The sequence below is a fragment of the Candidatus Avoscillospira sp. LCP25S3_F1 genome (genome assembly GCF_052117125.1).
Lineage (GTDB): Bacteria > Bacillota > Clostridia > Oscillospirales > Oscillospiraceae > Avoscillospira_A.
Genome location: NZ_JBQKJT010000027.1, coordinates 1 through 20,814, shown reverse-complemented (window position 1 = coordinate 20,814; position 20,814 = coordinate 1). Strand labels below are relative to the sequence as shown.

General features: G+C 59.0%; 19 protein-coding genes. 16 read left to right on the top strand and 3 right to left on the bottom strand.

Going from position 1 to position 20,814, the window contains the following annotated elements:
- Nucleotides 1-37 precede the first annotated feature (37 nt).
- Entirely contained in the window at nucleotides 38-1,564 is a 1,527-nt protein-coding gene (ricT, locus tag ACTQ33_RS15635; protein ID WP_441465463.1) for a regulatory iron-sulfur-containing complex subunit RicT, read from the top strand.
- A 100-nt stretch (nucleotides 1,565-1,664) separates the two neighbouring features.
- On the opposite strand, the gene ACTQ33_RS15630 is transcribed toward ricT, so the two are convergent.
- Entirely contained in the window at nucleotides 1,665-2,312 is a 648-nt protein-coding gene (locus ACTQ33_RS15630; protein ID WP_441465462.1) for a hypothetical protein, read from the bottom strand.
- Between the two features lie 191 nt (nucleotides 2,313-2,503).
- Between ACTQ33_RS15630 and ACTQ33_RS15625 the strand changes: the two genes are divergently transcribed.
- The 3 genes from ACTQ33_RS15625 (at nucleotide 2,504) to ACTQ33_RS15615 (ending at nucleotide 6,655) form a co-directional block, all read left to right on the top strand.
- A complete protein-coding gene (locus tag ACTQ33_RS15625; protein WP_441465461.1) occupies nucleotides 2,504-4,636 on the top strand; it encodes a glycoside hydrolase family 3 C-terminal domain-containing protein in 2,133 nt (710 codons plus the stop codon).
- A 263-nt stretch (nucleotides 4,637-4,899) separates the two neighbouring features.
- Nucleotides 4,900-6,318 carry a PepSY domain-containing protein gene (locus ACTQ33_RS15620; protein WP_441465460.1) on the top strand — a complete coding sequence of 473 codons (1,419 nt, stop codon included), beginning with the start codon at nucleotides 4,900-4,902 and terminating at the stop codon, nucleotides 6,316-6,318.
- Between the two features lie 13 nt (nucleotides 6,319-6,331).
- Complete coding sequence (locus tag ACTQ33_RS15615; RefSeq protein ID WP_441465459.1) at nucleotides 6,332-6,655, top strand: hypothetical protein; 324 nt, start codon at nucleotides 6,332-6,334, stop codon at nucleotides 6,653-6,655.
- A gap of 121 nt (nucleotides 6,656-6,776) precedes the next feature.
- On the opposite strand, the gene ACTQ33_RS15610 is transcribed toward ACTQ33_RS15615, so the two are convergent.
- Both ACTQ33_RS15610 and ACTQ33_RS15605 read right to left on the bottom strand, forming a co-directional pair.
- Nucleotides 6,777-7,667 carry an SPFH domain-containing protein gene (locus tag ACTQ33_RS15610; protein ID WP_441465458.1) on the bottom strand — a complete coding sequence of 297 codons (891 nt, stop codon included), beginning with the start codon at nucleotides 7,665-7,667 and terminating at the stop codon, nucleotides 6,777-6,779.
- A gap of 35 nt (nucleotides 7,668-7,702) precedes the next feature.
- A complete protein-coding gene (locus ACTQ33_RS15605) occupies nucleotides 7,703-8,152 on the bottom strand; it encodes an NfeD family protein (protein WP_441465457.1) in 450 nt (149 codons plus the stop codon).
- 183 nt (nucleotides 8,153-8,335) lie between these two features.
- Between ACTQ33_RS15605 and ACTQ33_RS15600 the strand changes: the two genes are divergently transcribed.
- The 12 genes from ACTQ33_RS15600 (at nucleotide 8,336) to ACTQ33_RS15545 (ending at nucleotide 20,711) form a co-directional block, all read left to right on the top strand.
- Nucleotides 8,336-9,454, top strand: a complete 1,119-nt coding sequence (locus tag ACTQ33_RS15600; protein WP_441465456.1) for an SLC13 family permease — start codon at nucleotides 8,336-8,338, stop codon at nucleotides 9,452-9,454.
- Nucleotides 9,455-9,478: 24 nt separating this feature from the next.
- Nucleotides 9,479-10,591 carry a THUMP domain-containing class I SAM-dependent RNA methyltransferase gene (locus ACTQ33_RS15595; protein WP_441465455.1) on the top strand — a complete coding sequence of 371 codons (1,113 nt, stop codon included), beginning with the start codon at nucleotides 9,479-9,481 and terminating at the stop codon, nucleotides 10,589-10,591.
- A 19-nt stretch (nucleotides 10,592-10,610) separates the two neighbouring features.
- Entirely contained in the window at nucleotides 10,611-11,519 is a 909-nt protein-coding gene (locus ACTQ33_RS15590; RefSeq protein ID WP_441465454.1) for a diacylglycerol/lipid kinase family protein, read from the top strand.
- A gap of 264 nt (nucleotides 11,520-11,783) precedes the next feature.
- Nucleotides 11,784-12,068, top strand: a complete 285-nt coding sequence (locus ACTQ33_RS15585) for a co-chaperone GroES (protein WP_441465453.1) — start codon at nucleotides 11,784-11,786, stop codon at nucleotides 12,066-12,068.
- Nucleotides 12,069-12,091: 23 nt separating this feature from the next.
- Complete coding sequence (groL, locus tag ACTQ33_RS15580; protein WP_441465452.1) at nucleotides 12,092-13,717, top strand: chaperonin GroEL; 1,626 nt, start codon at nucleotides 12,092-12,094, stop codon at nucleotides 13,715-13,717.
- Nucleotides 13,718-13,743: 26 nt separating this feature from the next.
- On the top strand, nucleotides 13,744-14,010 hold the full coding sequence (locus ACTQ33_RS15575; protein WP_441465451.1) for a helix-turn-helix domain-containing protein: 267 nt from the start codon (nucleotides 13,744-13,746) through the stop codon (nucleotides 14,008-14,010).
- 98 nt (nucleotides 14,011-14,108) lie between these two features.
- On the top strand, nucleotides 14,109-14,588 hold the full coding sequence (locus ACTQ33_RS15570; RefSeq protein ID WP_441465450.1) for a sigma-70 family RNA polymerase sigma factor: 480 nt from the start codon (nucleotides 14,109-14,111) through the stop codon (nucleotides 14,586-14,588).
- Entirely contained in the window at nucleotides 14,585-15,706 is a 1,122-nt protein-coding gene (locus tag ACTQ33_RS15565; protein WP_441465449.1) for a DUF4179 domain-containing protein, read from the top strand. The genes ACTQ33_RS15570 and ACTQ33_RS15565 overlap by 4 nt, the downstream gene beginning before the upstream one ends.
- Entirely contained in the window at nucleotides 15,696-16,517 is an 822-nt protein-coding gene (locus tag ACTQ33_RS15560) for a hypothetical protein (RefSeq protein WP_441465448.1), read from the top strand. The genes ACTQ33_RS15565 and ACTQ33_RS15560 overlap by 11 nt, the downstream gene beginning before the upstream one ends.
- A 17-nt stretch (nucleotides 16,518-16,534) precedes the next feature.
- Nucleotides 16,535-18,349: a hypothetical protein gene (locus tag ACTQ33_RS15555; RefSeq protein ID WP_441465447.1), complete on the top strand. Its 1,815-nt coding sequence runs from the start codon at nucleotides 16,535-16,537 to the stop codon at nucleotides 18,347-18,349.
- A gap of 82 nt (nucleotides 18,350-18,431) precedes the next feature.
- The gene (locus ACTQ33_RS15550; protein ID WP_441465446.1) at nucleotides 18,432-20,174 is read left to right on the top strand and encodes an InlB B-repeat-containing protein; all 1,743 of its coding nucleotides are present in this window, start codon (nucleotides 18,432-18,434) and stop codon (nucleotides 20,172-20,174) included.
- A 57-nt stretch (nucleotides 20,175-20,231) separates the two neighbouring features.
- Nucleotides 20,232-20,711, top strand: coding sequence for a DUF624 domain-containing protein (locus ACTQ33_RS15545; RefSeq protein ID WP_441465445.1), 480 nt, complete (start codon nucleotides 20,232-20,234; stop codon nucleotides 20,709-20,711).
- Nucleotides 20,712-20,814 lie beyond the last annotated feature (103 nt).

Below are 20,814 nucleotides of genomic sequence, written 5' to 3'. Positions count from 1 at the left end.
CACCGCCCACGGCGGTTGGATAGAAATGGAGTTTCCCATGGATGAACAAAAAGAACTGCAACTGCAAGAACTGAGCCCCCAGCCCGCCTGCGGCGGTTGTGACGGCTGCGCGGGCTGCGGCGGCGGCTGTGCGTCGGAACCGGTCCATGAGACCGTGGAAGACGCCCTGGCCGCCGAGCTGCTGCCCATCCCCCCGGCGGACGCGGCGGAGGACGCCGAGCCGTTGCCGGAGCTGGTGACGGTGGTGGACGTCCGCTTCCGCACCGGCAGCAAGGTCTATTATTTCGACCCCGGCGATCTGACGCCCAAGCTGGGCGACCATGTGATCATCGACACGGCCCGTGGCCCCGAGTTCGGCTTCTGCGCCGGCGGCTGTCATACGGTGCCTGCCTCCGACGTGGTGACGCCTCTGCGGCCCGTCCTGCGCATGGCCACACCCCACGACGAAAAAATCGCCGCCGACAACTATGAAAAGGAAAAGAAAGCCTTTTCCATCTGTCTCCAGAAAATCGAGGAGCACAAGCTGGATATGCAGCTGGTGTCGGCGGAGTGCGCCTTTGACGGCAGCAAAATTCTCTTTTTCTTCACCGCCGACGGCCGGGTGGATTTCCGGGAGCTGGTGAAGAATCTGGCCTCGATTTTCCGCACCCGCATCGAACTGCGGCAAATCGGCGTCCGGGACAAGGCCCGCATGGTGGGCGGCCTGGGCGTCTGCGGACGGCCCTTCTGCTGTGCCGAGTTCCTGGACGATTTTCAGCCCGTTTCCATCAAGATGGCCAAGACCCAGAATCTGAGCCTGAACCCCACTAAGATTTCCGGCACCTGCGGCCGTCTCATGTGCTGCCTCAAATATGAGCAGGAGGCCTATGAAGACCTCCACAAGACGGCCCCCAAGGCCGAATCCTTTGTGGACACCCCCGATGGACGGGGCACCGTCTGCGACGTGAACCTTCTGCGTCAGACCGTCAAGGTCCGCATGGAGGACGCCCCCGACACCATCAACGTCTACCGCAACAGCGACATTGCCGTGCTGCGCAGCGGCAAGGCCAAAAAGACCGATCCTCCCATTCCCAGGGATCTGGCCCCCATCTCCGGCCAGCCCCAGCGCAATCGCCGGGCCGCTTCGCCGGCGGAACCCACGGACCGGGAGATTATGGACTCCATGCCGGATTTGTTCCGCAAGCTGGACGACTACGCCGCCTCCGACCGGACCCCGGAGACGGAATCTGCCGCCGAGGAAACGCCGGAGCAGAAGAGCCGCCGCCGCCGGTCCCGCCGCCGCTCCGCCGGTCCGCGGCCCGAGGACGGTCAAAAGCCCCAGGAAACCCGGCCGGAGCAGCCGCCCCGGGCAGAAACCGGCGAACCGAAGCCCCGCCAGGAGAAACCCCGCCAGAACGGCGGCCAGCAGAAGCCCCGGCAGGAGCGCCGTCCCCGTCCTGATAAAACCCCGGAGGGCGCGGCGGCCCAAGCACCGGCCAACAGCGCCGAGGGCGGCGAACACCGGCCCCGCCGCCGCCGTCGGCCCCGCCGCAGCGGTGGAACCGGCGGCACTCCCACGGAATAAGTGCGGAACGTTTTTTAGATAGCACATTAGAAAAGTTGCGTAACCCACTCTACACGTCGGTTTACGCAACTTTTCTCTACCCTTTTTTTATTTGCCGTTTTCAGTCCAGCCCCAACACCACCTCCGGCTGCTCCTCTGTCAAATGGACCGTGCGCAGCAGACCATCGGTGTCGCTGAGGGTGTATGTCCCCGGCTCCAGCCCGGCAAACACCGCCTGGGCCTGGCTGCCCCCCTCGCTGGTGTAGAGGGTCCGCTGCTCGGCTACGCCGTCCCCTGTCAGGGTGTACAGGCATTCCGCGCCCCCGGCCCGCAGAATCCGCAGGGTACACCGGATTTCCCGATCCAGGTGGAGCTGCTCGCCGTCGGTCCAGCCGCTGCCGGTGACGTTGGAGACGGCGGCGTTCTCCTCCAGATAAAAAGCCGTTTCCAGACCGCTGTCGGTGGTTACCGTGTACCGCTGGCCCGGCTCCAGCTCCAGAACGTACTCGCCCAAGGCATTTTTCTCCGCCGTGGCCGCCGGGTCTCCGGCCTCATCCGTCACGGTGACCGTTCCCTGCTCCTTCGTCTCGTCCCGCAGGACCACCAGCAGGGGCTCGCTGGGCAGGGGTTCCGCCACCGTCTCCAGAGTGACCGCCGGGGGCAGCTCCGGCATGGACTGACGGCTGACGGCCAGGGTATAGCCGCTGATGGTGGTCGCTGTAGCCGCCGTCATGGCGATGGCCCACAGGATGCGTCCTTGATGCTTCATGGGAAATTTCCTCCTTTGTATCTCGTACTGTTTCCCCAGTATATTCCTGCTCCGGTGCGCGTTCCCATGAATTCAGTCGGTAAAAAAATTTTCCCCGCCGCCGTCAACTTCCGATTGTGAAACGGTGTCGGATAGAGTATAGTATAGGTGAAAAAACATAGCCCTTTCAGAAGGAATAAGGAGGTTTTTCCATGGACTTGACCCCTCGGATGACGGAAAGCGCCATGGTGGCCCGCTCGGCGGCCGCCGGCAGTATGGTGCTCCTGAAAAACGTCAGACATACACTGCCGCTGCTGGCGGTGGACGGCCACGCCCTGCCCATTGCCGTCTACGGCATGGGCCAGCTGCGCACGGCCCTCACCGGCGGTATCCAGGCCTGGCGCACCATCAACGTGCTAGACGGCCTGATGAATTCCGACCAGGTGATCCCCGACGGTCTGCTGAGCCACAAATACCGCAACGCCCTGCTGCAAAACCCCGGCGCCGGTGAAATTCTCCCGGCCATGCTGGATATTCCCGCCGTGGCGGGCCGCACCCAGGCCGCTGTCATTGTCATCACCCGCCCCCACGACGGCTACGACTACCATCTGCGCCCCGAGGAGATGCAGCTCATTGAAGCCGTCACCAAATCCCACAGTCGGACAGTGCTGGTTCTCAACACCCCCGGTTATATGGACATTGCCGGTGTCTCCCCCATGGTCACGGCCATCGTCTTTATGGGTCTGGCGGGACAGGAAGGCGGCGCCGCTCTGACCGACCTGTTGACCGGCCGTGCAGCCTTTTCCGGCAAACTGGCCGACACCTGGCCCGTCCGTCCCGACCAGTTCGACACGGCGGCCATGCGGACCGATCTCTACACCGGCTACCGCTATTACGACTCCTTCGGCAAGGATGTTCTCTACCCCTTCGGCTACGGTCTCAGCTACGGCAAACCCATCCTCACCTCCTATTCCGTGGGTCTGGACAACGGCGTGGTAACGGCGGAAGCCACCATTGAAAACGCCTCGGAGACGTACCCGGCCCGGGAGGTTTTGCAGGTTTATTATTCGGCTCCCGACACGGAGGTGTCCCAGCCGGTGTACATCCTCAACTCCTTCGCCAAGACCGGTCTGTTGCAGCCCGGCGAATCGGAGACCATTCAGCTGTCGTTCCCCGTGTCCCAGCTGGCCCGGTTCGACACCCACGCGGCCACCTGGAAGCTGGACGCCGGTTACTACGACATCCGCATCGGTACCCACAGCCGCAACACCACCATTGCCGGCAGTATCTATGTGCCCAAGCCCATCGTCACCAAGCAGGTGAAAAACTGCGTGGAGCAGCCGCCGGAGACGGTCCGTTCCCGCAAGGGCGCGAAGGCCTTTACCTATCCCGGCGAGGACGAGGAGCGCAACGTGTCCCGCAAGCGGGCCATCCGTCTGTCGGCCCGGCAGCTGCAAGTTGAGGTGGTACGCTACTCCAAAAAGTTCCCCGGCTGCCGCGGCGGCAAGGAGGGCATCTCCCTGCTGGACGTCTACGAGGGACGCTACGACCTGCGCCAGCTGGTGGCGACCATGGATGAGCACGACCTGCGGGCATTGGTCTGCAACTTCGGCTCCAGCCAGTCGCCGGTACCCGGCGCCTGGGGCGCTTCCGCCGACCTCTACAGCCGCTACGGCATCCCCTCCATCACCATCGCCAAGGGCTGCGACGGCCTGCGGCTGACCCGCGATATCAAGAACGATGACGGCGAAGTGGTGGCCCACCAGTACGTCACCGCCTTCCCGGCCCCCAGCCTGCTGGCCTGTTCCTTTGATCGGGAGCTGCTCCACAGCGTGGGCAGCGCCGTGGGCCGCGAAATGCGGGAATTCGGCGTGGACCTCTGGCTGGCCCCCTCGGCCACGGTCCATCGGGACCCCCGCAGCGACTGTTACCACGGTGCGTTCTCCGAGGACCCGGTGGTGTCGGGTCTCTGCGCCGCTTGGCTGATTCAGGGCTGCCAGCAGCACGCCATGGCCGCTCTGCGCCATGTGGAGAGCGCCGTGGAAATCACCGTCACCGAGCGGACCCTGCGGGAATTTGAACTGCTGGGCTTTGAAATCGCCGTGACCTTGGGACAGCCCAAGGCACTGCTGGCCCCATCCATTGCCGTCTGCGGCGAGGCGCTGAGCCTGGACAATCGGATTCTGTCCGACGTGCTCTACGACGAGTGGCACTTTGACGGCATGACCTTTGCCGCCGGTGAGCTGTTCTCCCGGTTCCCCAGCCGTCCCCTGCTGGAGCAGGCGGCCCTCCGGACCCTGCGTCTCATCCTCGACGCCCCCAGCTTCCGCAAGCTGGTCCGATAAACCGCACCATGACGGGTGTGCTGCAACGTCCATTGCAGCACACCCGGTTTATCATTCTGGTGGCCCCAAACGTCAACACTTTTTTCATTTTTATTGTCACTTTTCCGTGCCGCCGCACCGTCCATCCCGTATCTGTTTTGCTGCATTTCTTTTTGTGAAGATTTTCCCAGTGTTTTAATGTAACTTTAATAATGGGGCGGTAGGATAAGGGCAAGCAAACAGAACCGCCTTGTTTAAGGATTAAAAGAAAAGGAGAATGACTCATGAAACATCGTACCATCTTCCGCCGTCTGGCTCCGGCCGCCCTGGCCGTTACCCTGCTTATGACCTCCGCCACCCCCGCTCTGGCCGTCACCTACGGCAACGCTCAGGTGATGCCCGACCGCACCATTGTGGTGGACGGCGTGGTCCGCACCTTCTACGCCATCAACGGCCAGGAGGTCCACCCCATTTCCTACGGCGGCACCACTTACCTGCCGGTCCGCTCCATCGGTGAGCTGATGAACAAGAATGTGGACTGGAACAACACCACCAAGACCATCACCCTCACCAGCCCCCGGACCACGGCAGCCGCCACCGGTACCCCCGATATCAACCCCCAGGAATCCACCGTGTCCATCTCCCTGCGGGATGACTTCACCATCATCGTTGACGGCGTGGTCCAGCAGTTCTACGACGCCGGCGGCAACCGGGTCTATCCCCTGCTGTACAACGGTGTCACCTATCTGCCCATCCGGGCTGTAGGCGAACTCATGGGCAAGGTGGTCAACTGGGACAACAACACCCAGACCGTAACCCTCAGCAGCAGCTCGGGCAACTCCGGCAATCTGGTCACCGACGCCGACAGCTTCGGCCCCGGTACCGGCAATACCGGTAACACCGGCTCCACCGGCAATACTGGCAATACCGGTAACACCGGTTCCATTGGCAACACCGGTTCCACCGGCAGCATTGGCAATACCGGCTCCACCGGCTATATCACCGCTGAGACCGCCAAGGCCAAGGCACTGGCCCACGCCGGTCTGACCGCTTCTCAGGTCACCTTTGTCCGGGCCTATCCTGACTGGGAGGATGGCCGCTACGTCTACGACGTGGAGTTCTACACTGCTGATTACAAGGAGTATGACTACGAGATCGACGCCAGCACCGGCGCGATCCTCAGCTTCGACTACGACGCCGACTACTATACCCGTCCTTCCCAGCCCTCCACCGGCACCTCCATCTCTGCCGAGACCGCCAAGGCCAAGGCACTGGCCCACGCCGGTCTGAGCGCCTCCCAGGTCACCTTCGTCCAGGCCACTCTGGATTGGGACGACGGCCGTTCCGTCTACGACGTGGAGTTCTACACCGCCGATTACAAGGAGTATGACTACGAGATCGACGCCAACACCGGTGCAATCCTCAGCTTCGACTACGACGCCGACCACTACGTCCGTCCCTCCCAGCCCGCCACTGGCACCGCCACCGGCTCCGACATCGGCCTGGAGAAAGCCAAGTCCATTGCGTTGGGTCAGGTCTCCGGCGCGTCCAGCGCCAACATCCGGCAGGCCAAGCGGGACTATGACGATGGCCGTCTGGAATACGATGTTACCATCATCTACAACAATTTAGAGTACGAATTTGAAATCAACGGCGCCACCGGCACCATTCTGTCCCGGGATGTGGAGTCTATCTGGGATTAAGGAGGTATCCCCCATGTTCAAGCGTTCTGAAATATTTTCCGTCTACCCCAATCACCCCACCGCCACCAACCTGTCCATGGCCGCCGGGGGCGTCCGGCTCCTGTCCTGGCTGACGCTGGCAGCGGCGGTGGTGGCCACGCTGCTGACGCTGGTCCCCGCCTTCCGGGTGATCTCCTTTGCCGGTCTCTCCCACGGGATGTACTACATCCTCGATGAGCTGGATGAGGTTCTGTTGGCAGCATTCGGCCTCTGGTGTGTCTTCGCGGTGCTGCGCTACGCCGCCGCCGTGCTCCAGGCCAAGGCCCGCCAGTTGGTCACTGATCTGACCATTCAATAATCATAAATCATAAAAATGGCCCGTTGCAGAAAGCTGGTTTCTGCAACGGGCCATCTTGTACCGTTTGTCTACCGGAAAAAACAGGCGTGTTGCAAGCTCCCTTGCAACACGCCTGTTTGCATTATCCGTTGAAAACTTCCTTGGCAGAGGCAGCCAGTCCCGCCAGTCCCTGAAGCTCCGAGGGAATGATGATCTTGGTGGCCTTGCCGTCGGCCACCTTCTGCATGGCCTCCAGGGCCTTGAGCTTGATGACCTGATCGTTGGGAGCGGCCTCGTTGAGCATCCGCATGGAATCGGCCAGCGCTTTCTGGACCTCCAGAATGGCCGCGGCCTCGCCTTCGGCCTTCAGCACCGCCGCCTGCTTCTCGGCGTCGGCCCGCAGGATGGCGGCTTCCTTTTCGCCCTCGGCCACCAGAATGGCGGAGCGCTTGGCGCCCTCGGCCTGCAAAATCGCCTGCCGACGGTCGCGTTCGGCTTTCATCTGCTTTTCCATGGAGCTCTGAATATCCTGCGGCGGCACAATGTTCTTGACCTCCACGCGGTTGACCTTGATGCCCCAGGGGTCCGTGGCCTCGTCCAGAATGGCCCGCATCTTGGTGTTGATGACGTCGCGGCTGGTGAGGGTCTGGTCCAGCTCCAGATCGCCGATGATGTTTCTCAAGGTGGTAGCCGTCAGATTCTCGATGGCGCTCATGGGGTGCTCCACACCGTAGGTGTACAGTTTGGCATCGGTGATCTGGAAATACAGCACCGTATCAATCTGCATGGTGACGTTGTCCTTGGTGATGACGGGCTGGGGCGGATAGTCCAGGACCTGCTCCTTGAGGCTGATCTTCTTGACGACCCGCTCGATGAACGGGACTTTCAGATGGAGACCCACCTCCCAAACCGTCGAGAACGCGCCCAGGCGCTCGATGACGTAGGCCTTGGACTGCTGGACAATGTGGACATTGGAGATGATCAGAATGAGCACCGCCACGGCCAGAATCGCCAGTGCAATATAACCTACCATAGTTTTCTCCTCCTTGTTTCTTCAAAAATCGGATTTTATACCTTTGCCAGAACGGCAACCGGCTCCACAATGACCTTGACGCCGTCGATGGCCACCACCTTCACCCGATCTCCGGCGGGGACCTTGTGGCCGTCGCGGGTGCGGGCGCTCCACTCCACGCCGCTGAGCTTTACGGCGCCGGTGGCGGCAATGTTGTCAATGTCCTCGGTGACGATACCCACCATGCCGATCATCCGGTGGACGTTGGTGGGCAGGGGCTTCTGGATGCCCTTCTTTTTGGCCAGAGGCCGCAGGCAGGCCAGCAGAATGGCCGACACCACCACAAAGCAGACCAGCTGCACCTTGAAATTCAGGCCCAGCAACGCCGCAATCATGGCCGCTACGGCGCCGCCCGAAAACCAGATGGACACCATGGCATAGGTGACGCCCTCCACAATGCCCATGACAATGGCCACGGCCAGCCAGGTATATACCATCGCTGTCATTTGGTTTCACTCCTTCCGTCGGCAATTTGCCTCGCAGTTATTTTACTATGTTTTGCGCCGTTTGCCAATGCGTAAAGACTGACAGAAAGAAATTTTACAAATTTGACACACCGTATGGTTTTTTCCATGTTTCTATGATAGAATGGCCGTTGAATCCCAAGAGAAAAGAGAAGAATCGAAACCATGTTCAACAAATTCCTTTCCATTGTCAAAAAAGATGTGGTCCTGACGGTCGCGGCGGTGCTGGCTGTGGTCTCCTGCTTTGTGGTGCCGCCGGACGGCAAGTACCTGTCGTACATCGACTGGAACACCCTGATCCTGCTGTTCTGTCTGATGCTCATTGTGGGCGGCCTCCGGGCCGAGGGCGTCTTTGAATCCATCGGCCACAAGCTGCTGGGCCGGGTCCGCACGGCACGGGGCGTGGTGCTGACGCTGGTGGGCCTTTGCTTTTTCAGCAGTATGTTCATCACCAACGACGTGGCCCTCATCACCTTTGTCCCCTTCGGCATCTTCCTGCTGGAGACGGCGGGCCTGTCCTCCCGGCTCTGTCTGGCCGTCACCTTAATGACCATGGCCGGCAACCTGGGCAGCATGATCACCCCCATGGGCAACCCCCAAAACCTGTATCTTTACTCCATCTCCGGCTTAGGTCTGGGTCAATTTCTGCTGCTGCTCCTGCCTTACGGCGCGGCGGCAGGCGTGCTGCTGGCCGGTTCCACCGTGGTGCGCTTCCCCGCCAAAGCCGTGACGGTCCCCGCCAACACGCTGCCCGCCCTGCGGATGCGGTATGTCTGGGCCTATCTGGCCCTGTTCATTCTCTGTCTGCTGACGGTGGCCGGTGTGCTGTCCAAGCCGGTGGTACTGGTCATTGTTGCCATTGCCGTGCTGGTGCTGGACCGGCGGCTCTTCCGGCGGGTGGATTACGCCCTGCTGGTGACCTTCGTCTGCTTCTTTGTGTTCGTGGGCAACATCAAGCGGCTGGAGGAATTGCAGGTCTTTCTCAGCGGCGCCCTGGCCGGGCGGGAGCTGCCCCTGTCGGTGCTCATCAGTCAGGTCATCAGCAATGTCCCCGCCGCCATTCTCCTGTCCAACTACACCGACAATATCCCGGCCCTGCTCATCGGCACCAACCTGGGCGGCCTGGGCACCCTCATCGCCTCCATGGCCAGTCTGATCTCCTGGAAGCAGATCGCCGCCAAGGATGCCGCGCTGAAAAAGCCCTATTTCCGCACGTTCACCCTGTGGAACGTGGGAGTTTTGATCGTATTATATCTGTTCTCCTGTCTGCTGCGGGCCGTCTGACCGGCCGGAAAGGATTTTATGACTATGAACAACTTTACCTTCTGCGTTCCCTGTCTCTTCGGCCTGGAGGGGCTGGTGGGCGATGAACTGCGCCGCATGGACGCCCAGAACGTCCAGGTGGAAAATGGCCGCGTCTACTTTGAGGGCGGCTGGGACACCATGGCCCGGGCTAATCTGCGCATGCGCATGGGCGAACGGGTCCTGCTGAAGCTGGGCGCGTTCCGGGCCGATACCTGGGACGCCCTCTTTGACGGCGTAGCCGCCCTGCCCTGGGAGGACTTCATCCCCAAGGACGGCAAATTCCCCGTCAAGGGCCACAGCCTCAACTCCAAGCTCCACTCGGTCCCCACCTGTCAGGCCATGATTCAAAAGGCCGTGGCGAAACGGCTGGGCGGCAAGTACCATTTGCAGCACCTGCCCGCCACAGGTCAGACGTATCAGATTCAGTTTTCCATTATGAAGGACATGGCGGAGCTGTATCTCGATACCTCCGGCGCGGGCCTGCATAAGCGGGGCTACCGGGCCGTGGGCAACGATGCTCCCCTGCGGGAAACCCTGGCCGCCGCCATGGTCCATCTGGCCCGCTACCGGGGCCGGGACACCTTTGTAGACCCCTTCTGCGGCTCCGGCACCATCGTCATTGAGGCCGCCATGGCGGCCTTGAACCGGGCCCCCGGCCTGGGCCGGGGCTTCTCCGCCGAGAAGTGGCGGGAGGTACCGGTGGAGGTGTGGCGGCAGGAGCGCACCGCCGCCATGGACCGGGAATACCGGGGCGACTATCGGATATTTGCCAGCGACATCGACCCCCAAAGCCTTGCCATTGCCCAGTCCAACGCCAAAAAGGCCGGTATGGAATCGTATATTCAGTTCTCCGAGGCCGACGCCACCCGTCTGACCCTGCCTGAGGGCGGTGGTATCATTGTCTGCAATCCGCCCTACGGCGAACGGATGCTGGAACAGCGCAGCGCCCAAAAACTGTACCAGCAGTACGGCCGCTACTTCAAGAACCTGGACGGCTGGAAGCTGTATCTCATCAGCTCCGAACCGGAATTCGAGCGGTACTTCGGCCGCAAGGCCGACAAAAAGCGCAAGCTGTACAACGGCATGATCCAGTGTAACCTCTTCATGTATTTCTGAGTGGAACGGAGCGTCTGCCATGAAGCATCTGTTTATTGTCAACCCCGCCGCCGGCAAAACCGACCGCACCGGCACCGTCAACGCCGCCGTGGCCGCTGCCTTTGTGGGCCGCAGCGACGAATACGAGGTGGTCGTGTCCCGTGCCCCCGGCCACTGTGCCAAACTGGCCCGGGCCGCCTGCGAGACCGGGGAGGAACTGCGCATTTACGCCTGCGGCGGCGACGGCACCCTCAATGAGATTGTCAACGGCGTCATGGGCTTTCCCAACGCCGCCATCTCCTGTTTTCCCCAGGGCACCGGCAACGATTTTATCAAGGTCTTCTCCGACCCCGACGCCTTCCGCCAGTTGCCCCTGCTGCTGGATGGGGAGATCGCGGAATTCGATGTCATCGCCGTCAACGGCGACCGTTACGCCATCAACATCTGTTCCATGGGCTTCGACGCCCGCATCGGCACCCAGGTGGCCGATTACAAGCGTCTGCCCCTGGTCAAGGGCAAAAGCGCCTATCTGCTGTCGGCCCTGGTCAACACCGTCCGGGGCATCACCAGCCAATACACCATCACCCTGGACGACGGACAGGTTTTGGACGGCCGGAAAACCTTGGTCTGCATCGCCAACGGCCGCTGGTACGGCGGCTGTTTCAATCCGGTGCCCGAGGCCATGCCCGACGATGGCTTCCTGGACGTGCTCATTGTGGAGCCGGTGACCCGCATGACCGTGGCCGCCGCCATCGGCCGGTATCAGCATGGCCAGTATGCTCAGTATCCCAACCTCATCGGCCACCACCGGTGCCGGAGCCTGCGCATCCAGTGCCCCGAGCCCGAAGGCGTCAATCTGGACGGCGAATTGCTCTTTTCCAAGGACGTCACCTTCTCCGTGGCGGAGCAGAAAATCCGGTTTGTCCATCCCCGCGGCGTGGTCTGGTGAGACATCCCGGCGATTTCGGGAGAAGAACGCAGGAAAATCAAGATATCATCAGATATTCCATCTCTTTTTGGACATCATCAGAAATATCGGCCCAGAATACCTGTATTTTGTGAAAAATTCCCTCTTGCACATTTTACACAACTGATTTATTATAATAACTGTTAGCACTCGAGATAAATGAGTGCTAAAACCAACAAAACCAATCCACAGGAGACGCGCCCGCAGGCGTGCTCCTTTGTATGATGATTCTAGGAGGTACGCAACATGAAACTGACTCCCCTTGCCGACCGCGTCCTGCTCAAGGCCATTGAGGCCGAGGAGACCACCAAGTCCGGCATTATTCTCTCCACTGCCAATAAGGAAAAGTCCGCTTTCTCCGAGGTTGTAGCCGTTGGCCCCGGCGGCATGGTGGACGGCGTGGAGGTCAAAATGACCGTCAAGCCCGGTCAGAAGGTCGTGGTCGCCAAGTACAGCGGCACCGAGGTCAAGATTGACGACGCTGACTACACCCTGGTCAAGCAGTCCGATATTCTGGCCATTGTTGAGTAAGTTTTAGGAGGTTCACATAAATTATGGCAAAGCAGATTGTTTATGGTGAAGACGCCCGTAAGGCGTTGCAGTCCGGCATTGATCAGCTGGCAAATACTGTGAAAGTTACCCTGGGCCCCAAGGGCCGCAACGTGGTGCTGGGCAAGAAGTTCGGCGCTCCCCTCATCACCAACGACGGCGTGACCATCGCCAAGGATGTGGAGCTGGAGGACGCCTTTGAGAACATGGGCGCTCAGCTGGTCCGCGAAGTGGCCACCAAGACCAACGATGTGGCCGGCGACGGCACCACCACCGCCACCGTTCTGGCCCAGGCCATCATCCACGAGGGCCTGAAGAACGTCACCGCCGGCGCCAACCCCATGGTTATGCGCAAGGGCATCGAGAAGGCCGTTGCCGCCGCCGTGGAGGCCATCAAGGCCAATTCCGAGGTCATCAAGGGCAGCGACGACATCGCCCGTGTCGGCGCCGTTTCCTCCGGCGACGAGGAGATCGGCAAGCTGATCGCCGAGGCCATGGAGAAGGTCACCTCCTCCGGCGTCATCACCATTGAGGAGTCCAAGACCGCTGAGACCGGTCTGGAGGTCGTGGAAGGTATGCAGTTCGACCGCGGCTATATCTCCCCCTATATGGTCACCGATACCGAGAAGATGGAAGCCGTCGTGGACGACCCCTATATCCTCATCACCGACAAGAAGATCTCCACCATCCAGGAGATTCTGCCTGTTCTGGAGAAGATCGTCCAGGCCGGCAAGAAGATGGTCATTATTGCCGAGGACGTGGAGGGCGACGCCCTGTCCACCCTGCTGGTGAACCGTCTGCGCGGCAGCTTCAACTGCGTCTGCGTCAAGGCTCCCGGCTTCGGCGACCGCCGCAAGGAGATGCTGAAGGATATTGCCATTCTGACCGGCGGCACCTATGTTTCCTCCGATCTGAACATGGACCTGAAGGAAGTGGACATCCCCGATCTGGGCCGCGCCCGTCAGATGAAGGTCTCCAAGGACAACAGCGTGATTGTCGACGGCATGGGCGACAGCAAGGCCATTGCCGACCGCGTCAACGAGATCAAGGCCACCCTGAAGGTCACCACCTCCGAGTACGACAAGGAGAAGCTCCAGGAGCGTCTGGCCAAGCTGGCCGGCGGCGTTGCCGTCATTAAGGTCGGCGCCCAGACCGAGGTTGCCATGAAGGAGCAGAAGCTCCGCATCGAGGACGCCCTGAACGCCACCCGCGCCGCCGTGGAGGAAGGCATCGTGGCCGGCGGCGGTACCGCTTACGTCAACGCCATCCCCGCTGTGGAGAAGCTGGTTGCCAAGCTCCAGGGCGACGAGAAGACCGGCGCCCAGATTATTGCCAAGGCCCTGCAGGCCCCCATCCGTCAGATCGCTGAGAACGCCGGTGTGGACGGCTCCGTGGTCTTCGAGAAGATCAAGAGCTCCCGCAAGGTGGGCTATGGCTACAACGCCTACACCGAGCAGTATGTGGAGATGATTCCTGCCGGTATCGTCGATCCCACCAAGGTCACCCGCTCCGCGCTGGAGAACGCCGCTTCCATCAGCAGCTGCGTCCTGACCACCGAGTCCCTGGTGGCCGACAAGCCCGAGCCCCCCGCTCCGGCTCCTGCTGCCCCCGACATGGGCGGCATGTACTAAGCCAATCACAACCGAGGCCGGTACCCTTGCGGGTACCGGCCTTTTTAAGAAATCCCCTCTATTCCGTCGTATTTTCTAAAACCCTTTTGGGGGTGAGTATCATCTTTGACTATAACCCGCTGTGGAAAACCATGGAACGGATGCAAGTATCACAATACCAGCTTCTAAAGGGCGGCATCGATAATAAAACCTTGGATTCTCTGAAAAAAGGGAAAAATATTACCATGATTACGCTGGAAAGGCTATGCAAAATCATCGGCTGCACACCCAATGATATCGTTGAATTTCAGTAAGGCTGCCAAGTTCTGTACTTGGTGGCCTTACTGAAATTTATTCTCCTTTTCGCAATCAAACCGGCCCGTTGCTCCGTCTAATGGGCAGAAGGGAGGCGATGGACTTGACCGAGCTGGACTATCTGGAACGCGCCGAAGCGCTGCGTGGCAAGCTCTACGGCATCGCCCTGCTGACATTGGGCGGCGAAGCCGCCGCCATTGATGCCGTGGATGAGGCGGTGTACAAGGGGTATCGCAGTCACAAGAAGCTGCGTCAGCCCCAGTATTTTGAAACATGGCTCATTCGCATTCTCATCAACGTCTGCCGCGACGAGCTGCGGCGGCGGAAGCGGGAGCTGGCCGTGGAGACGCTGCCGGAGACGGCGGGCGAGCAGTATGACGCCCTGCCCCTGAAAGAGGCCATTCGCCGTCTGCCGGAACCCCTGCGGGACGTCATCATTCTGCGGTACTTCACGGGTTTGACGCTGGAGGAGACGGCCACGGCCCTGTCCATCCCCCGGGGCACCGTGGTCACCCGGCAGCGAAAAGCCCTGTCGCTGCTCAAACTGGACTTGACGGCAGAGGAGGGAGCATCATGAACCGACAACAGGAATTTTGGGAACTGAAACAGCAGCTGCAACAGCTGCCGCCGGAACTGGACGGCACGGCCCAACGGGCCAGGCAGCGGGCCAGACACCGCCGGCTGGGACGTGGCTTCGGCATTTCCCTGGGCAGTCTGGCCGGTGTCTGCGCCGCGTTTATTCTGGCCGTCAACACCATGCCCACCTTTGCCCTTGCCTGCGGCCGTGTTCCCATTTTGCGGGAACTGGCGGCAGCGGTGGCCCTCTCCCCCAGCCTGTCGGCGGCGGTGGAGCACGACTTTGTACAATATGTGGGCCAGACCCAGACCATCGGCGGTGTGACGGTAACGGTGGAATACATCATTGCCGATCAGCAGCAGATCGTGGTGTTCTACCGGACCGTCGGCCCCGGTAACTACCGGGCCAGCTGTGATTTACTGGACGGAAACGGTACACCGCTCCATGGTTACTCCGTCATCAGCGGCGATTCCAGCGGAGACCTGAAACAATTTGAAATTCACTGCAAGGACCTGGACCTGCCGGAAACGCTGGTTCTGGAACTGTCGCTGCGCCGCATCACCGAGACCGGAAACAGCGTCGCACTGGACGGCGTCGGCAGCTTTTCCATCCATCTGGACCCGGAGAAAACGGCCAAGGCCGTGGTGGTTCCCGTGGAACAGTGGGTGGACCTGGACGGCCAACAGCTGCTGGTGGACCGGTTGGAGCTGACCCCCACCAGAACCCTCCTGTATCTGGACGGCGACCCGGCCAATACGGCCTGGCTCCAATCCCTGGACTTCTGGTTTACGGCCTCCGACGGCACGGTGTACGACCAGCAGGACGGCATGGTGTCGGCCTCCGGTGACGCCGAGCATCCAGGCTTTTACACGTTCTATTTCCAAAGTCTCTACTTTGTGGACCATCCGGAACGGCTGACGCTCCACATTGCCGAGGCCGTATGGCTGGACAAGTCGGAACCCACCGTCACCATCGACCTCAACAACGGCGTCTGGACCGGTTCGTTGCCGGAGGGCGTGGTGGATATCGAGGTGCAGCAGGTTGTCTACGGCGGCGAAAGCGCCGCAGAACTGACAGTGTCTACCACGGTGGACCGTAACCTACACCGTGCAGGATGAGCGTTTCAAGGAGGCCACCAACTTTATTGCAGACTGGGTCAGCAAAGGTCTGATCGATCCTGTGTCCTTCGAGCAGTCTCAGGATAACTTCCTGGCTAACGGTAAGGGTACAGAAACTTACGGCGCTTTCTACTGGTGGGAAAGCGAGACCGTCGTCTCCAACCCGGAAAATTACATCGTATGCGCTCCCTTGGTAGGTCCCAACGGGGATCAGACCATTAGTGTCTCTAACAACCCTGAAATCAGCACCGGCGAGGTTGTCTTCTTCAACGGTGTGGAAAATGTGGAAGTGCTGCTGGCCTACTTTGACCGGTACTACGATCCGCTGATTTCCGCGCAGATCAACTACGGCCCCATCGGTATTGTCTACGAGGAGGAACTGGACGAGAACGGTATGCTGCAGCAGAAGGAACTGACCGGCGATGTGACAGCTGACGAACTTCGCTTGCAAAATGCACCTCTGGGTCCCGTTTATCTCTCCGACTATGCTTGGGAGCATGTGGTTCACATGGAGCCTCGCGCCCAGCTGCGCCTGGAGCGCCTGGAGGCCTATGCCAATCCTTATGTGTCTGAGAATGTGAAACCAGTCCCCAACATGCAGTTCACCATAGAGGAACTCAATACCCTCAGCAGCTATGAGTCCAATCTGAATGACTACATCCGTACCAACCTCATTCAGTGGCTGCTCAACGGCGGCGTGTCGGACGACCAGTGGCAGACCTTCACCGATGACTTGAACAACCGGACCAACCTGCCCGCCATCCAGGAGGTCTATCAAGCCGCTTATGATCGCTTTACCTCCAATTCCTGACAAAGGAGGAGAAAATCATGAAACGGTTTCAGAGGGTGCTGGCACTGCTGATGACCCTGTCCATGGTGCTCTCTCTTGCCGCATGCAGCGGGGAAGGCACAGCGTCGGAGATCACCGGTGTGACGGATCAGAGTGTAGCAGTAGGCACCGAGTTTGATGCTATGGCCGGTGTTTCCGCCGTAGATGTCAATGGAAAGGACATTACTTCCAAAATCGTAGTGACTTCTCTGCCTGAGTTGCAGTTTAGCAACGGAAAAGCCACCCCGGACAGCCCAGGTACATACGAACTGACCTATGCCGTCACCTCTGGCGGCACCGAGGTCAAGGCCTATGCGACCCTGACGGTGACACGGCAGACCGGGGATGCTACTGTGCTCCAGGAGATGGATTTCTCCACCCCGGACAGTCCGGACGATCACGGCTGGACCGCAAAGATTGGCCAGAATGCCGATGCCACCGGCGAGCAAAAGGAAGGCGCCTATGTGTTCCAGATCAACAGCCCGGGTAAGAGTGACCAGGATATCCAGCTGGTAAAGTCCGGCGTGGCGTTGAAGGCAGCGGAATACCGGGTGAAGGTCTGGGCGAAGGCCACTGCCGAGACCTACGCCCACATCCTTGCAATGGACGAAAAGAACGCTGGGAACACATTGGGCGGTGCATACAACTTGGTGATCGGGGAGGACATCGCTCCCCTGGAGCTGACCTTTACCTCCACTGGAGAGAGCAGCGCAGAGCTGCTGGTCAACCTTGGAAAGATTACGCCCAACCCCGACAACCCTGGAGATACCACCCCGGACAACGTCACTGTAACCATCGACAAGATCGAGATTTATGAACTGTCCGGCGCCCAGACCAAGACCCCTGTGTATGCCAATACTTTCTCCGAGGCAGATCAAAGCGCCATTACGCTGACTGCTGGAGATGGAGCGTCTGGCAGTACCAAAACAGGCGGCGGGGCAGCTGAGATCACCATTGATGCCTATCCCTCTGATGGTGGAGTTTGGAGCATCAAGGCGGACCTGGCACTGCCTGGCGTTGCGATCCAGGAGGGAGAAAAATACTACTACAGCTTTACCGTCCAGGCAGACAGCGACCAAATTGGGGAGTGCCTGGTGGAGAGTGCGGCGCAGGCAGATGGGGCCAGAGCCAATTTCAACAGTCTGTCCCTCACAGGCGGCGAGGAAACCGCAGTCACAAATATCTTTACTGCGGAGAGCACAGTGGATGATCCGGTCATCCGTCTACAGCTCGGTGAACCATCCAACGGTACGATTTCCAACACCCTGCGCATTACCAATCTCGAGTTTGGCACGGTGGACGGGGACCTGACGACCAATAAGACCATTGATTCGTTCAGTGTAAGCATCGCGGCCAACCCCAATCCGAATTACTTCTGGACCACCTACAACGGCACGGATGAGGACAACGAGCTGGGTGTGGGTACGATCTGGACGGAAGATGGGAGCCTCTTCTATCGCATTGACCAAGCCGGCACGGTGGACTGGCACAACAAGCTTATTTTGGGCCATGGAGAAAAGCCCATCACCCTGCCTGCCGACAGCTACTTCACTGTGGAAATTACAGCCAAGGCATCCCAACCCATCTCCTGTGGATTCTACCTCAACCCCATGGGCGGCTGGGACCCGAGAGTCTCCGAGAACATTGACTTTACCACGGAGGAGCAGACCTTCACCTTTAGAACAACAGACACGCTCATCATGGATATGGATTTTGAAATGCTGTTCCAGTTTGGCTCTGCTGACGCAGCAGCCCTGGGAAGTACAACCATTGAAATTTCCAATATTACCATCTATCAGGAGAGCCTGGTCTAAGGGAATGAGCCAATAAGCACCGAATGGGAGGATGTCCAACCGGCATCCTCTCACTTGGTATTCGGAAAGGATCGGTGTAAATATGAATGCAAGACGAAGAGTTCCCGTCCTTGTGGCGTCCGCTTGCCTGTTGATGGGAATGATGTGTGGCTGCGATATGTTTGCGGAGTATACCGTACAGTTTGACTGCGGCCGGATGGCTGGAAACATCCCGGCACAGACCGTCAAAGCGGGTCAGACGGCACAGCCTGTCCAGGTGCCGACACAGGAGGGATATGTGTTTGAGGGGTGGTACCAGGACGCGGCGTTGACACAGCCCTGGGATATTGAGACCGATAAAGTACGTTCAGACTTGACACTTTATGCCAGCTGGGATCGGGATACTGGGGACGAGATCGCAGATTCGGACAACGACAAAGACTTTTCTGAATTGAAGACGCCGGGCAGTCAGGAGGCGGCTTATGACTACAACGCCTTTTTCCGCCCGGCAGTGGATGGAATCGATCAGCCCTATGTGGGCGACCCCATGCCTTACTACGAGGATGGGACCTATTATATCTACTATTTGAAGGATGGCGGTGACTCCTTCAACCACTCGATCTATTTGGCTACTACCACAGATTTCCTCACTTATACGGAATATGACGACCCAGTTCTGGAGGCGTCCCGTTCTGGAGGACAGGATAGCTGGATTGGCACCGGCTCCGTGGTCAAGGTGGATGGGACCTACTATCTCTTCTATACAGGCCATAGCGATTCCCCGACCATGGAATATAAAGAAAAAATCATGGTGGCAGTGGGGGATACCCCCACTGCCTTTGAAAAGATGGAGGGCTGGGAAATCACACCGCCGGAGGAGTTGGGACAGAAAAACGACTTTCGTGACCCGCAGGCGTATTACGACGCCGAGTCCGGAACCATTACCCTAACGGTGACAGCCTCTCAGACAGGGAAGGCCCGTATTCTGAAGTTTACCCTGGGAAAGGATCTTCAAAGTGTGGAGTATAACGGCATCATCTTCACCGACGAGGAGGGTGGATTCTGGAATTTGGAGTGCAGCGACACCTTCAAAATAGGCGACACCTGGTATCTGACCTACTCTGCCCAGGACGACACTCTCTGGTATGCTGCTGCCTCCACACCATATGGTCCCTATGGAGAGCCTTCACGTCTGGACGGCAAGCTGTTCTACGCCGCCAAACATGTGGAGGATGGGGAAAACTACTATATGGTGGGCTGGGGCCGTCGGTCGGAGTCGGTTTCCTCCACCTCGGATGTGTCGGGCTGGGCCGGAAACCTGGTGGTTCAAAAGTTGGTACAAAACCAAGATTCCTCGCTGGCACTGGCACCGGTGGATACACTGGTGGAGAGCTTCTCACTGCGCCGCCCCCTGGCAGTTGAGGAAACCCACATTGCACTTTCCGCTGGCTCACTGTACAGCTATCAGGATGCCTTTCACTGCTACGAAAGCTTCTTGATCTCTGGTGAGTTTTCTTATTCCGGCACAGGTTCCTTTGGTTTGAGTTTCAATTATAACGACAAGGACGACAAGAAGAAGCTGATCTCCATTTCCCCCAGCGATGGCAAGGTGCAACTGCTCTTCAACGAGGGCAGTACCCTGATTGCTGAGACGGCGGTAGATTTGATACAGGGGGAAACCTATGCGTTTACCTACATCCAGGAGGGTTCCGTTGGCGTATTTTATCTGGATGGTCAGGCTGCGCTTACCGTGCGGCTCTACGGTGTCAGCGGCAAGTCCATTCAGCTGTTTGCGGAAAATAATGAAGTACTGTTTACTTCGCTCCGCCAGTACACCAAGCCTTAACTTTACAGTTCTGCATATAAAGACGGAGAGTATAGACTCTGAACGTGGAGTGAAACCATGAAACGCTTGTTTGATTTTGAAAGTCCACTGATGATTTTTTTGTTTCAAGTGTTCGACCTGATATGCCTCAGTCTACTCTGGGCGGTGTTCTCAATTCCGATTATTACGATAGGAGCCTCCTCGACTGCCCTCTATGCAGCGGTATACCGATGCATTCATAAGGGGGAATCCCACATTTGGAGTACATTTTGGACTGCTGTTTTGGAGAATTGGAGGCGCTCCACGCTGGTGTGGCTGGTAGCTTTGGCAGTGCTGGCACTGTTGGTTCTGGACGCACTGGTATTCCGAAGCATGATAGCCCGTGGAGAGATGATAGGCAATCTCTATTGGGTGATTTTGGTGCTGATCTGTGTAGTGGTTACATGGGTGGCCTATTTGAGCGCCTATTGTGCCCGCTGCAATGGTGGTGTGAAGGAGACGCTGCGGATCAGTCTGCTGCTCATGCTGTTCCATCCCATTTGGAGTAGTGCCCTGTAAGTGCAGTCGCAAATTCCCCAAAAATCTGTTAAACTGAACGAACAGAGACGGAGGGGATCGCAATGAAACGTTACAGCAAAGAATTTAAGGAAGAAGCACTGAA

Coding starts and splice junctions, on each gene's coding strand:
- ricT (WP_441465463.1), top strand. CDS start 38: ATGGATGAACAAAAAGAACTGCAACTGCAAGAACTGAGCCCCCAGCCC.
- ACTQ33_RS15630 (WP_441465462.1), bottom strand. CDS start 2,312: ATGAAGCATCAAGGACGCATCCTGTGGGCCATCGCCATGACGGCGGCT.
- ACTQ33_RS15625 (WP_441465461.1), top strand. CDS start 2,504: ATGGACTTGACCCCTCGGATGACGGAAAGCGCCATGGTGGCCCGCTCG.
- ACTQ33_RS15620 (WP_441465460.1), top strand. CDS start 4,900: ATGAAACATCGTACCATCTTCCGCCGTCTGGCTCCGGCCGCCCTGGCC.
- ACTQ33_RS15615 (WP_441465459.1), top strand. CDS start 6,332: ATGTTCAAGCGTTCTGAAATATTTTCCGTCTACCCCAATCACCCCACC.
- ACTQ33_RS15610 (WP_441465458.1), bottom strand. CDS start 7,667: ATGGTAGGTTATATTGCACTGGCGATTCTGGCCGTGGCGGTGCTCATT.
- ACTQ33_RS15605 (WP_441465457.1), bottom strand. CDS start 8,152: ATGACAGCGATGGTATATACCTGGCTGGCCGTGGCCATTGTCATGGGC.
- ACTQ33_RS15600 (WP_441465456.1), top strand. CDS start 8,336: ATGTTCAACAAATTCCTTTCCATTGTCAAAAAAGATGTGGTCCTGACG.
- ACTQ33_RS15595 (WP_441465455.1), top strand. CDS start 9,479: ATGAACAACTTTACCTTCTGCGTTCCCTGTCTCTTCGGCCTGGAGGGG.
- ACTQ33_RS15590 (WP_441465454.1), top strand. CDS start 10,611: ATGAAGCATCTGTTTATTGTCAACCCCGCCGCCGGCAAAACCGACCGC.
- ACTQ33_RS15585 (WP_441465453.1), top strand. CDS start 11,784: ATGAAACTGACTCCCCTTGCCGACCGCGTCCTGCTCAAGGCCATTGAG.
- groL (WP_441465452.1), top strand. CDS start 12,092: ATGGCAAAGCAGATTGTTTATGGTGAAGACGCCCGTAAGGCGTTGCAG.
- ACTQ33_RS15570 (WP_441465450.1), top strand. CDS start 14,109: ATGGACTTGACCGAGCTGGACTATCTGGAACGCGCCGAAGCGCTGCGT.
- ACTQ33_RS15565 (WP_441465449.1), top strand. CDS start 14,585: ATGAACCGACAACAGGAATTTTGGGAACTGAAACAGCAGCTGCAACAG.
- ACTQ33_RS15555 (WP_441465447.1), top strand. CDS start 16,535: ATGAAACGGTTTCAGAGGGTGCTGGCACTGCTGATGACCCTGTCCATG.
- ACTQ33_RS15550 (WP_441465446.1), top strand. CDS start 18,432: ATGAATGCAAGACGAAGAGTTCCCGTCCTTGTGGCGTCCGCTTGCCTG.
- ACTQ33_RS15545 (WP_441465445.1), top strand. CDS start 20,232: ATGAAACGCTTGTTTGATTTTGAAAGTCCACTGATGATTTTTTTGTTT.